The organism is Pseudomonas proteolytica (assembly GCF_007858275.1).
Lineage (GTDB): Bacteria > Pseudomonadota > Gammaproteobacteria > Pseudomonadales > Pseudomonadaceae > Aquipseudomonas > Aquipseudomonas proteolytica.
Genome location: NZ_VFEV01000006.1, coordinates 143,597 through 156,691, shown reverse-complemented (window position 1 = coordinate 156,691; position 13,095 = coordinate 143,597). Strand labels below are relative to the sequence as shown.

General features: G+C 61.8%; 10 protein-coding genes. 7 read left to right on the top strand and 3 right to left on the bottom strand.

Annotation, left to right across the window (positions count from 1 at the left end; translation table 11 throughout):
• Window positions 1-30 precede the first annotated feature (30 nt).
• Window positions 31-1,344, bottom strand: coding sequence for an ATP-binding protein (locus tag FIV38_RS06610; protein WP_029299778.1), 1,314 nt, complete (start codon window positions 1,342-1,344; stop codon window positions 31-33).
• Between the two features lie 116 nt (window positions 1,345-1,460).
• Window positions 1,461-2,201 (bottom strand): osmolarity response regulator transcription factor OmpR, encoded by a 741-nt coding sequence (gene ompR, locus FIV38_RS06605; protein WP_029299776.1) that lies wholly within the window; start codon window positions 2,199-2,201, stop codon window positions 1,461-1,463.
• 334 nt (window positions 2,202-2,535) lie between these two features.
• On the opposite strand from ompR, the gene FIV38_RS06600 reads away from it, so the two are divergent.
• From FIV38_RS06600 to tauD, 7 genes are all read left to right on the top strand, one after another.
• Window positions 2,536-4,872, top strand: a complete 2,337-nt coding sequence (locus FIV38_RS06600; protein ID WP_092232732.1) for a Tex family protein — start codon at window positions 2,536-2,538, stop codon at window positions 4,870-4,872.
• On the top strand, window positions 4,872-5,255 hold the full coding sequence (locus FIV38_RS06595; RefSeq protein ID WP_092232729.1) for a PaaI family thioesterase: 384 nt from the start codon (window positions 4,872-4,874) through the stop codon (window positions 5,253-5,255). Before FIV38_RS06600 ends, FIV38_RS06595 begins: the two co-directional genes overlap by 1 nt.
• A 215-nt stretch (window positions 5,256-5,470) precedes the next feature.
• The gene (gshA, locus tag FIV38_RS06590) at window positions 5,471-7,054 is read left to right on the top strand and encodes a glutamate--cysteine ligase (protein ID WP_070995015.1); all 1,584 of its coding nucleotides are present in this window, start codon (window positions 5,471-5,473) and stop codon (window positions 7,052-7,054) included.
• A gap of 233 nt (window positions 7,055-7,287) precedes the next feature.
• The gene (gene tauA / locus FIV38_RS06585) at window positions 7,288-8,265 is read left to right on the top strand and encodes a taurine ABC transporter substrate-binding protein (RefSeq protein ID WP_092232726.1); all 978 of its coding nucleotides are present in this window, start codon (window positions 7,288-7,290) and stop codon (window positions 8,263-8,265) included.
• Window positions 8,266-8,281: 16 nt separating this feature from the next.
• Window positions 8,282-9,061 carry a taurine ABC transporter ATP-binding subunit gene (tauB, locus tag FIV38_RS06580; protein WP_029299767.1) on the top strand — a complete coding sequence of 260 codons (780 nt, stop codon included), beginning with the start codon at window positions 8,282-8,284 and terminating at the stop codon, window positions 9,059-9,061.
• Window positions 9,058-9,885 carry a taurine ABC transporter permease TauC gene (gene tauC / locus FIV38_RS06575; protein ID WP_029299766.1) on the top strand — a complete coding sequence of 276 codons (828 nt, stop codon included), beginning with the start codon at window positions 9,058-9,060 and terminating at the stop codon, window positions 9,883-9,885. The genes tauB and tauC overlap by 4 nt, the downstream gene beginning before the upstream one ends.
• A gap of 56 nt (window positions 9,886-9,941) precedes the next feature.
• A complete protein-coding gene (gene tauD / locus FIV38_RS06570) occupies window positions 9,942-10,778 on the top strand; it encodes a taurine dioxygenase (RefSeq protein WP_029299765.1) in 837 nt (278 codons plus the stop codon).
• A 114-nt stretch (window positions 10,779-10,892) separates the two neighbouring features.
• Here tauD and betT read toward each other — a convergent pair whose 3' ends face one another.
• A complete protein-coding gene (betT, locus tag FIV38_RS06565; protein WP_166647830.1) occupies window positions 10,893-12,854 on the bottom strand; it encodes a choline transporter BetT in 1,962 nt (653 codons plus the stop codon).
• Window positions 12,855-13,095 lie beyond the last annotated feature (241 nt).

The window sequence follows — 13,095 nt, the reverse complement described above, 5'->3', positions numbered from 1 at the left end:
CCAGCTCCCACATTTGATATTCGTAAGGGTTTAGACCGCATCTCGGGGCAACATCAGCCCCAACGGCAAGCGCACCCGCGCCTCCAACCCGCCATCGGCACGGTTGCGCAGTTCGACATTGCCGCCATGCATCGAAGCAATCCGCCGCACAATCGCCAACCCCAACCCGGTACCCTTGCCACCACGGGCACGGTCGCCACGGGTGAAGGGGTTGAAGATGCCCTCCAGTTCCGCCGGATCGATCCCTGCGCCACGGTCCATGACACTCAACACCACATAAGGCGCGTTGGTATCACCCGACACATAGGCGGCGACTTCCACCTCAGTCCCCGCGTGGTGCAGGGCATTACCGATCAGGTTGTTCAGCAGGCGCTTCATCGAGACCCGACGCAAGGCAAAGGGCTGGATCGGCTCCAGGCGCATGCGCACCTGCTCGCCGTTCTGGTTATAGGGCGCCACGACCTCGCGTACCAGGTCGGTCAGGTCGACTTCCTCTACCACCTCATCGCGACCATCGCGGATAAACGCCAGGAACTGGTCGAGAATCGCATCCATATCTTCGATGTCGCGGACCATGTCATCGGTAAGATCGGTGTGGTTGCCCATCAACTCCAGGGACAGGCGCAAACGTGTCAGCGGCGTGCGCAGGTCATGGGAAACCCCGGCCAGCATCAGCTCGCGTTCACGCCCGGCCTGTTCGACATCTTCGGCCATTTGATTGAACGCGCTGTACACCTCGGTCATTTCGCTGGGCGTGTCGCTGATTGGCAGGCGCACACTGCGACCTTGCCCCAGTTGCCTGGCAGCAAACACCAGGCGCTTGAGCGGCTGGTTGAGCTGGCGCACGAAAATCCAGGCCGACGCGGTGGAGAGCAGGCCAATGGCCAGGAACCAGCCGAGTACGTTCCAGATTTTCTGCCCCCGTAGCGGATGGGGATACAGTGGCACTTTCAGCCATCCATCCCCCAGGCTAGGGGCCCGGACCCACAACGCTGGCGAAACATGCATCCGTAGCCGCACCTCAGTGTCCTCGCCCAGTTCGGCCTGCATCTGGCGCTGGTAGATCTCGCTATAAGGCCAATGCTGCTCGCCCTCGGGAACACCCGCGCCCACCACGCGAGTCAAGGTCGCCGCCTTGGCGATTTTTTCACGGTTCTCCGGATCGGCAGCCCAATAGGCACGCAATGTCAGCGCCACACCGTGGCTGTACTGTCGATCCACCAGCACGTCTTCGTTCATCAGCAGGTAAACGAGGGTCAGGGCCTTGGAAAACAGAACGACGATCAGCACCAGCCAAAGGGTGCGGGAGAAGAAACTCTGGGGGAACCACAGCGGGGTTTTCATAGAAGACAGCTAGACACCTGGCAAGAGCGAGCACGGCTCGCAGAATTGCAGACGCCGGGCATCCGGCCGACCCATTGGGATCGAACTCCGGAGTACCCGCCTGTGCAAATCATCGGTTACTTGGTTGCTGTGCCATCCGGCACAAACACGTAACCCACGCCCCACACTGTCTGGATATAACGCGGCTTGGACGGATCCGGCTCGATCATCCGGCGCAGACGGGAAATCTGCACATCGATGGAGCGCTCCAGGGCATCCCACTCGCGCCCCCGGGCCAGGTTCATCAGCTTGTCACGGGTCAGCGGTTGGCGAGCGTTCATCACCAGCGCCTTGAGCACCGCGAATTCACCGGTGGTGAGCATATGGACTTCTTCGCCACGCTTGAGCTCACGGGTCGCCAGCGACAGTTCGTAGTCACCGAAGGTCACGCTTTCGTCTTCGCTGCCTGGAGCGCCCGGGACGGGAGCCGCCTGACGACGCAATACGGCCTTGACCCGAGCCATCAGCTCGTCGGGGTTGAACGGCTTGGCCAGGTAATCGTCGGCGCCCAGTTCCAGGCCCTTGATACGACTCAGCTCGTCGCCCTTGGCGGTCAGCATGATGATCGGGATCTGGTTGTTGCTACTGCGCAGGCGCTTGCAGGCCGTCAGGCCGTCTTCACCCGGCAACATCAGGTCGAGTACGACCAGATTGAAGACTTCACGCCCCAGCAGGCGGTCCATCTGCTCGGTGTTCGGCACCGCGCGGGCACGGTAGCCCTTGGAGGTGAAGAAACGCTCCAGCAGGCTGCTCAGCCCCGGATCGTCATCAACGATGAGAATTTTTTCGCCTTCAGCAGTTTGTGCAGTGCTGCTCATTGGATGCTCCTCTTATCTGGCGCGCATTATGGCTTAGCTGCCGTTATACGCACGGTACGCATTGTTAGCAGATTTTTCTCCAACCACCAGTGCACGTGCCCTTGGCGCAATCCCCCCAAGAAGGGAACGCTGGTTATAATGCCGCGCCTCAGTGCCCGGCCATGCCATGGCCGGCCTGGTGTTTTTTCATCTGTTTGTCGTGACTTTTTCGATTTCGAGGGTCAATAGGCTGCCTCTTGACCCAGGCAGCGGCGCCAGTCGGGCCGCTCAACCAGCCGCGCACGGCCTTGTTTTCCGGGCCTGCGCACTGCTTTCAAGAATTTCAGGTGGTTTTATGGACAGCATCAACAGCCGCATCGCCGAGGAACTCGGTGTACGCCCACAACAGGTCGAAGCGGCCGTCGCTCTACTGGATGAAGGCTCCACGGTGCCCTTCATCGCCCGTTACCGTAAAGAAGTGACCGGCAGCCTCGATGACATCCAGCTGCGGCATCTGGAAGAGCGCCTACGCTACCTGCGAGAACTCGACGAACGGCGTGTCAGCATCCTCGCCAGCATCCAGGAGCAGGGCAAGCTGACCCCGCAACTTGAACGCGATATCAAGCTCGCCGACACCAAGACCCGCCTCGAAGACCTGTACCTGCCGTACAAGCAGAAGCGCCGCACCAAGGGCCAGATCGCCCTGGAAGCCGGCCTCGGCGAGCTGGCCGACGGCCTGTTCAACGACCCGTCCCTGGCCCCGGAAGCCGAAGCTGCGCGCTTTGTCGATGCTGAAAAAGGCATCGCCGACGTCAAGGCTGCCCTCGAAGGCGCCAAGTACATCCTCATGGAGCGTTTCGCCGAGGATGCCAACCTGCTGGAAAAATTGCGTAACTACCTGAAACAGGAAGCCATCCTCAGCGCCCGCGTCATCGCCGGCAAAGAGGAAGAAGGCGCCAAGTTCCGCGATTACTTCGAACACGACGAACCGCTGAAAAGCATGCCGTCCCACCGCGCACTCGCCATTTTCCGTGGCCGCAACGAAGGCATTCTCAGCTCCGCATTGAAAGTCGGCGACGAACTGCCGGGCACCATGCACCCGTGCGAAGGCATGATCGGCCAACAATTCGGCATCCAGAATCAGAATCGTCCTGCGGACAAGTGGCTCAGTGAAGTCGTGCGCTGGACCTGGAAGGTCAAGCTCTACACCCACCTGGAAACCGACCTGCTGGGCGAATTGCGCGACGGCGCCGAAACCGAAGCGATCAACGTGTTCGCCCACAACCTGCACGACCTGCTGCTGGCAGCGCCAGCCGGCCCGCGCGCGACCCTGGGCCTGGACCCGGGCCTGCGCACCGGTTGCAAGGTCGCCGTGGTCGACGCCACCGGCAAGCTGCTGGACCACGCCACCGTGTACCCACACGTGCCCCACAACAAGTGGGACCAGACCATCGCCATCCTGGCCGCCCTGTGTGCCAAGCACGCGGTAGACCTGATCGCCATCGGCAACGGCACCGCCAGCCGCGAAACCGATAAGCTGGCCCTGGAGCTGATCAAAAAATACCCAGGCATGAAAATGACCAAGGTCATGGTCTCCGAGGCTGGCGCTTCGGTGTACTCGGCGTCGGAACTGGCCTCCAAGGAATTCCCCGACCTCGATGTGTCGATCCGTGGTGCCGTATCCATCGCCCGCCGCCTGCAGGATCCCCTGGCCGAGCTGGTGAAGATCGACCCCAAATCCATCGGCGTCGGCCAGTACCAGCACGATGTGTCGCAGCTCAAACTGGCGCGCGGCCTGGATGCGGTGGTGGAGGACTGCGTGAACAAGGTCGGCGTCGACGTAAACACCGCCTCGGTCGCCTTGCTCGCACGGATTTCCGGCCTCAACGCCACCCTGGCGCAGAATATCGTCAACCATCGTGACGAAAACGGCGCGTTCAAGACCCGTGCAGCGCTGAAAAAAGTCGCACGCCTTGGCGAAAAAACCTTCGAACAAGCCGCCGGTTTCCTGCGCGTCATGAATGGCGACAACCCGCTGGACTCCTCGGCCGTCCACCCGGAAGCCTATCCGCTGGTACAACGCATTGCCGCCGAGACCGACCGCGATATCCGTTCGCTGATCGGCGACGCCGCGTTCCTCAAGCGTCTGGATCCGAAGAAGTACACCGACGAAACCTTCGGCGTGCCGACCATCACCGACATCCTGCAAGAGCTTGAAAAACCAGGCCGCGACCCGCGTCCCGAGTTCAAGACCGCCGAGTTCCAGGAAGGCGTCGAAGACCTCAAGGACCTGCAACTGGGGATGATCCTCGAAGGCGTGGTGACCAACGTGACCAACTTCGGCGCATTTGTGGACATCGGCGTGCATCAAGACGGTTTGGTGCACATTTCTGCGCTTTCGGAGAAGTTCATCAAGGACCCGCGCGAGGCAGTGAAGGCCGGTGACGTGGTCAAGGTCAAGGTCATGGAAGTCGATATCCCACGCAAACGCGTGGGCCTGTCGATGCGCATGAGCGATACCCCCGGCGAGAAAATCGATGGCGCCCGTGGCGCACGTCCGGGTTCGGCACCGCGCCAGTCGCAGAACCGCTCGGAAAACAGCGCACCACCCAAGGAAACCGCCACCGCAGCCCCGGCAAACAATGCCATGGCTTCGCTGTTCGCCAACGCCAAGCAACTGAAGAAACGCTGATGGATCTGCCCGCCGGCCAGACCCACAGCGCCTTCAGCGAACTGCTCGGCTGCCGCCTGCAACGCCTGGACCAGGGCGTTGCCGAGGTGGCCCTGAGCCTGGAGCCACACCTGCGCAACCGCGCAGGCAAGCTCCATGGCGGGGCGATTTTCAGCCTGGTGGACATTGCCATGGGGCTGGCCTGCTCCAGCGCCCATGGTTTTGACCAACAAAGCGCGACCATCGAGTGCAAAATCAACTACATCCGCGCCGTGTCCGACGGCGACGTGCTGTGTACCGCCCGGGTCATCCACCCCGGCCGGCGCACGCTGGTGGTCGAGGCCGAGGTGTATCAGGAGCAAAAACTCGTCGCAAAAGCACAGGGCACCTTCGCTGTCCTATAGCTCCCTGTGATCAATTTGGGTTAATTTCGGCGCTGCGAAAACAGCGTCGGAATTTTCTTCCTGCGTAATAGCCTAATTCAGGGAATGAAGTCGGCACTTTCAGAGCAGGTTATTCCGGCTCGAAAACCAGGCGATAACGCCAGTTTTAACTTCACCCTTGTAGACCGTCTTGCCCACCCCCATATTGGGGCGACTGACGCGTGAAGGAATCCAACTTGAGCGAACTTCTCAACCGCCGCCTGGCTCTGCTCGGCAAGCGCGAACACCTCTCTTTGCTTGAGCACTGCCTGCACGGCATCGAGCGTGAATGCCTGCGTGTCACCGGCGAAGGTCGCCTGGCTCAAACGCCGCATCCAGAGGCCCTGGGCGCCGCATTGACCCATGAATCGATCACCACCGACTATTCCGAGTCGCTGCTGGAGTTCATCACGCCGGCACTGCCAAACCCGGCAGACACCCTGCGCAGCCTCGACCGAATTCACCGTTTTGCCTACAGCAAGCTCGGCAACGAGTACCTGTGGAGTCCATCGATGCCGTGCCCGTTGCCGGCCGAGGAAGATATTCCGATTGCCTACTACGGCACCTCCAACATCGGACAGCTCAAGTACGTGTATCGCAAGGGCCTGGCCCTGCGCTACGGCAAGACCATGCAGTGCATCGCCGGGATCCACTACAACTTCTCCCTGCCGGAAGAGCTGTGGCCGCTGCTCAAGGAAACCGAAGGCTTCGTGGGCACCGACCGTGACTACCAGTCCACGGCCTATATCGCCCTGATCCGTAACTTTCGCCGCTACAGCTGGCTGCTGATGTACCTGTTCGGTGCCTCGCCGGCCCTGGATGCAGGCTTTTTGCGCGGGCGCTCCCATCAGCTTGAACAGTTCGATGCCGACACCCTCTACCTGCCGTATGCCACCAGCCTGCGCATGAGCGACCTGGGCTACCAAAGCAACGCCCAGGCCGGCCTGACCCCTTGCTACAACGATCTGGCCAGCTACACCGACAGCCTGCGTGAAGCGGTGGCAACGCCCTACGCGCCTTACGTCGAAGTCGGCACCCATAAGGATGGTGAGTGGGTGCAACTCAACACCAACATCCTGCAGATCGAAAACGAGTACTACTCCAACATCCGCCCCAAGCGCGTGACCTACACCGGCGAACGGCCGATCCAGGCGCTGATGGCCCGTGGCATCCAGTACATCGAAGTGCGCTGCCTGGACATCAACCCGTTCCTGCCGATGGGTATCGATTTGCCAGAGTCGCGCTTCCTCGATGCGTTCCTGCTGTACTGCGCGCTGAATGACAGCCCGTTGTTCGAAAACAACGAGTGCGGGAATGCCACATCGAACTTCCTCAGCGTGGTCAAGGAAGGCCGGCGCCCGGGTCTGCAATTGCAGCGTCGCGGGCAACCCGTGGAAATGAAGGCATGGGCCGCCGAACTGCTGGAGAAAATCGCCCCGCTGGCCGCACTACTGGACCAGAGCCATGGCATCAATGAGCACAGCCAGGCGCTGGATGCCCAGTTGGCGAAGATTCAGGACCCGTCCCTGACCCCGTCGGCCCAGGTGTTGGCGGCGATGCAGGAGCGCAAGGAAAGCTTTGCGCAGTTCTCCCTGCGCCAGAGCGAAGTGCATGCCGAGTACTTCCGCAGCGAGCCGTTGCCGGCGGACGAACAAGCACGCTTTGAAGAGCTGGCCCGCAGTTCCCTGGCACAACAGGCGGAGCTTGAGCAGAACGAAGTGGGCGATTTCGATGTGTTTGTCGGGTCTTACCAGGCCAGCATCCTGGCGATCAGCAACTGACACCTGGCTCGGATCCCGTGTGGGAGCGGGCTTGCTCGCGAAAGCGGTGTATCAGTCAGCACTTATATTGACTGACACACCGCTTTCGCGAGCAAGCCCGCTCCCACATTTGTCCTAAGCGTCTTCAAAGTTCTCCTCATAAGCTAATTCGAAAATGTTATTTATTTTCGGATTCTTAGATCATTTAGTCTCCTCCCACGCCGACCCTCGGCCGCCTGATGAGGAGCTACACCATGAAACTGCCTTCCCCTTTGCGCCTCCTGGCGGCTGTATCCCTGGCCGGCGCGAGCCTGTTTGCCCAGGCGGCCGACGTGACCATCGCCTACCAGACCACCGTTGACCCGGCCAAAGTCGCCCAGGCCGACGGCGCTTATGAAAAAGCCACCAACGCCAAGATCGACTGGCGCAAATTCGACAATGGCGCCGATATCATCGCCGCCATCGCGTCCGGCGACGTGCAGATCGGCTATCTCGGTTCCAGCCCGCTGACCGCCGCCATCACCCGCAAAGTCCCGGTGCAGACCTTCCTCGTCGCGACCCAGATCGGTGGCGCCGAAGCCCTGGTGGCGCGCAACGGTTCCGGGATCAACAGCCCCCAGGACCTGATCGGCAAGAAAATCGCCGTGCCGTTCGTGTCCACCGGCCACTACAGCCTGCTGGCCGCGCTCAAACACTGGAACATCGATCCCGCGAAAGTCACCGTGCTCAACCTCGCCCCGCCGGCCATCATTGCGGCGTGGAAGCGTGGCGATATCGACGCTACTTATGTCTGGGACCCGGCCCTGGGCGTGGCCAAGGAAAGCGGCAAAGTGCTGATCACCTCCGGCGAACTGGCCAAGTTCGGCGCGCCGACCTTCGATGCCTGGATCGTGCGTAAGGACTTTGCCGAGAAGCACCCGGAAATCGTCAGCGCCTTCGCCAAAGTCACCCTCGATGCCTACGCCCAATACCGCAAAGACCCACAAGCCTGGCTGGCCGACAAGGGCAACGTCGACAAACTGGTGAAGCTCTCCGGCGCCAAGGCCAGCGACATTCCGTTGCTGCTGCAAGGCAACGTCTACCCGCTGGCCGCCGACCAAGTGACGCTGCTTGGCGCCCCCACCACCAAGGCTGTGACCGACACCGCCACGTTCCTCAAGGAACAAGGCAAGGTCGAGGCCGTGCTGCCGGACTACGCCCCTTACGTCAGCGCCAAGTTCATCACCAACTGATCGGGAGTTCACTGCGATGGCCTTGCTACAGCTGGAGCGCATCAGCGCACAGTACCCCGGCGCAACCACGCCCGTGCTGGCGGATATTTCCCTGACCCTTGGGCCCCAGCAATTGCTGGTAGCCCTCGGCCCTTCCGGCAGTGGCAAGACTTCGCTGTTGAACCTGATTGCCGGTTTCGTCGAACCCAGCGCCGGGCGCATCACCCTCGACGGCGTACCCGTCAAAGGCCCGAGTGCCGAACGTGGCGTGGTGTTCCAGGACGACGCACTGCTGCCCTGGCAGGATGTGCTGGCCAATGTCGGCTTCGGCCTGGAACTGGCCGGCGTGCCCAAGGCCCAACGGCAAGTCCGCGCCCGTGAAATGCTCGCGCTGGTGGACCTGGCGGGTTTTGACAGCCGGCGCATCTGGCAACTGTCCGGTGGGCAGAAACAACGCGTGGGCCTGGCCCGCGCCCTGGCCGCCGACCCGCGGGTATTGCTGATGGACGAACCCTTCGGCGCCCTCGATGCCTTCACCCGTGAACAGATGCAAGAGCTGCTGCTGCAAGTCTGGCGGCGCACGGCCAAGCCGGTGTTCCTGATCACCCACGACATCGAAGAAGCGGTATTTCTCGCCACCGACCTGATTCTGCTGGCCCCCAACCCCGGGCAAATCGTCGAGCGCCTGAGCCTGGATTTCGGCCAGCGTTACGCTGCCGGCGAATCGGCGCGCGCGATCAAGTCCGACCCACGGTTTATCGAAACCCGCGAGCACGTGCTGGGCAAAGTGTTCTCGCAACGGCAGGTGTACGCATGAGCAGTTATGAAATCCCGGCCACTGCCGTCAGCCAAGCCAGCCCACCGCTGCGTCGCACGTTGAGCACACGCTGGATCAGTGTGCTGACGCTGGTTGCGCTGCTGGCGCTGTGGTGGGCCGTGACCGCCAGCGGGCTGATCGAGCCGCTGTTCCTGCCGCCGCCGGCGGCCGTATTGCAAAAAGGCTGGCTGCTGGCAACCAGCGGCTACATGGACTCCACCCTCTGGCAGCATCTGGGCGCCAGCCTGGGTCGCATCGGCCTGGGCCTGGGCTTTGCGGTGCTGACCGCCGTGCCGGTCGGCATTGCCATCGGCGCCAACCGTATTGCCCGTGGCATTCTCGACCCGCTGATCGAGTTCTACCGCCCGATTCCACCGCTGGCCTACCTGCCGCTGATCGTGATCTGGTGCGGCATTGGCGAGCTGTCCAAAGTGTTGCTGATCTACCTGGCGATCTTCGCGCCAATTGCCATCGCTACCGCCACCGGCGTACGCACCGTAGACCCGGCCAAATTGCGCGCAGCGCAGTCCCTGGGCGCGACGCGGGCGCAGTTGATCCGCCATGTGATTCTGCCCAGCGCCCTGCCCGACATCCTCACCGGCGTGCGCATCGGCCTGGGCGTGGGCTGGTCGACCCTGGTCGCCGCCGAACTGATCGCCGCCACCAGCGGCCTGGGCTTCATGGTGCAGTCAGCGGCGCAGTTTTTGGTCACCGATGTGGTGGTGCTGGGCATCCTGGTCATCGCCCTGATTGCCTTCGCCATGGAAATGGGCCTGCGTGCCCTGCAGCGCAAGCTGGTGCCATGGCATGGCCAGGCCCACTGAATAACAACAGCACTGACTACGCCGGCATCTCGGCGCCCGACATTTGCGAGAAGAGCATGAGCCGCCTGACCGTTACCCCCTTAAGCAGCGCCCTGGGCGCCCAGATCAGTGGCGTCGATATTGCCCAGCCGCTGAACCTCGAACAGCGCGACGCCATCGAGCAGGCGCTGCTCCAGCATTCGGTACTGTTCTTTCGCGACCAGCCGATCACCCCGCAACAGCAAGCGCGCTTCGCGGCGAATTTCGGTGACCTGCACATTCACCCGATCTACCCCAACGTGCCGGAACAACCCGAAGTGCTGATCCTCGACACCGCCGTCACCGACGTGCGCGACAACGCCATCTGGCACACCGACGTGACCTTCCTGCCCACGCCAGCCATGGGCGCCGTGCTCAGCGCCAAGCTGCTGCCGGCCTTTGGCGGTGACACCTTGTGGGCCAGCGGCATCGCGGCCTTTGAGGCGTTATCGGAACCGATGAAGGGCTTTTTGACCGGCCTGACGGCGACCCACGACTTCACTCGCTCGTTCCCTCTGGAGCGTTACGGCAACACCGCCCAAGACCTGGCCCGCTGGGAAGAAGCACGCAGGAAAAACCCGCCACTGTCGCACCCGGTGATTCGCACGCACCCGGTCAGCGGGCGCAAATCGCTGTTTGTCAGCGACGGCTTCACCAGCAAGATCAACGAACTGGAACCGGCCGAAAGCGAGGTCATCCTCAAACTGCTGTTCGCCCACGCCACTCGCCCGGAATTCACTATCCGCTGGCGCTGGCAAGCCAACGACGTGGCCTTCTGGGACAACCGCGTCACCCAGCACTACGCCGTGGACGACTACCGGCCACAACGACGGGTGATGCATCGGGCAACAATCCTGGGTGACGTGCCCTTCTAACAGGCCCTTGTAGGGGCGAGCTTGCTCGCGAAAAACCCAAGGACGCTGCGGGGCATCAGATGCCCCGCGTTTTCGTTGGCGATCTTCACGAGCAAGCTCGCGCCTACAGTTTGTTCAGCGCACCAGATGCAGGAACTGCAGATGCCGCTCGTACTGGTCGAGGATGTCGTTGATGATCTGCTCCTTGGTGTAGCCCACCAAGTCGTAGTCCTGGCTACCCTCGCTCAGGTGTACTTCCGCGCGGTAGTAGCGACGGTTGTTCATCTCTTTGGAGCCCATGCCACCACGGGCAAAGGACGGCGTGAAGTAGCCACGCATCTGCACCTGGTAGACAAACGGATGCTCTTCGCCGTGGCCGATTTCCAGGCTGACGCTGTCGTTGGACGGGTCGGGCTGGGTGACGACGTTCAGGCCTTTCTCGACAAACACCGCAGTCACTTCCTCAATGGCCGGGCGTACTGTGGTTTCGAGGAAGCGGTAGACCTCGTCCCGTGAAGGGAAATGCACCGCCTGGCTCAAGCGCTGGCGCCAGCCGCCACGGCCCTTGCGGGATGCCGATACGGGGGCCAGGGAGTGCAGTTGGGCAATCTGCTTCTGGGATTCGAGGTAGAACGCCTTGTGCAGCCCCCACATCATCAACAGCAGGATCAACGAGAACGGCAGCGAGGTCAGCACGACTGCGGACTTGAGCGAGTCTATGCTGCCGGCAAACAGCAAGGCGCTGGTCACCAGCGCGGTCATCGCGCCCCAGAACACCCGCAGCCACTTGGGCCCGTCTTCATCGGCGTTGCCACCCTTGGACGACAGGGTCGACAGCACCACGGTGCCGGAGTCGGCCGAAGTGACAAAGAACACAAAGCTGATAAACACCGTGACCGCGATCACGGTCTTGCTCCACGGGTAGGTTTCCAGCAGCAGGTAGAGGCTCATCGAGGGGTCGTCGATGGCCGACTGACCCAGGGCGACCATGCCGTGGTTGAGCACCTGGTCAATGGCGCTGTTGCCGAAGATCGACATCCACGCCAGGGTGAAGCCCAGCGGGATCAGCAGCACGCCGAAGACGAACTCGCGGATGGTGCGGCCACGGGAAATCCGTGCGATGAACAGGCCCACGAACGGCGACCACGCGATCCACCAGGCCCAGTAGAACACGGTCCAACCGCCGAGCCAGTCGCTGGGCTTGTCGTAGGCGTACACATCAAAACTCTTGCTCGGCAATGCGCCGAGGTAGTCACCGATGTTCTGGATCAGGGTGTTGAGCAAATGCTGGGTGGGCCCGGCGAACAGCACAAACAGCAGCAGCGCACAGGCCAGCAGCATGTTGATGTCGGACATGACGCGCACACCCTTGTCGACACCGGCCACCGCGACCAGGATCGCCGCGCCCATCATCAGGGTGATCAGGCCGACCTGGATCCATTGGGTGTGGGCGATGCCGAACAGGTAGTCCAGTCCCGAGTTGAGGTGCAGCACCCCAAAGCCCATATCGGCCCCCAGGCCGAACACCGTGGCGATAATGCCAAAGCCATCCACTGCATAGCCAATAGGGCCGTTGATGCGCTTGCCGATCAGCGGGTACAGCGCCGAACGCAAGGCCAGCGGCAGGTTATGCCGGTAAGCGAAGTACGCCAGGGCCATGCCGACGAACGCAAATACGCCCCAGCCGTGCAGGCCCCAATGCAGGAACAGCACCTGCATGGCCTGGCGCGCCGCATCGGCGTTCAAGGCCTCGCCCTGGGGTGGTTGCACCAGGTGGGTCAAGGGCTCCGAGACGCAGAAGAAAAACAGCGTGATGCTGATCCCGGCGGCAAACAGCATGCCGGCCCAGGACAAATAACTGAATTCGGGCTCGTCGTGGTCGGCACCGAGTTTGATCTTGCCGTAGCCAGACAACGCGGTGACCACCACGAAGACCAGATACAGGGTCATCGCCAGCATGTAGTACCAGCCGACCGTATTGGCCGCCCAGTTTTGCGCGGCCAGCAACCAGGCGCCAGCCTGTTCGGGGATCGCGATGACGGTTAGGCCAAATAGCAGGATGAAGCTCGCGGCGAAGTAAAACACCGGCGCATTCATGCGCACCAGGCCGCTTGGAGGGGCAGACGAGGCACTCATGAACGGTGCACCTCGAGGGTGTTGGATGTGGCTGTATAAAACGGACTCAGCAAAGGTAAGCCTCCTGTTGTGAGCGGGCAGCGAACCACCGGTTTAACTTGAACGAACGTTCAAGTTAAACATGAATAGGCGGTCTGGGACTAATCGCAAGGCTGAGTGGTAGGTAATTCCTACACTAGCTCAAGGAAGGGTATGACGGGCG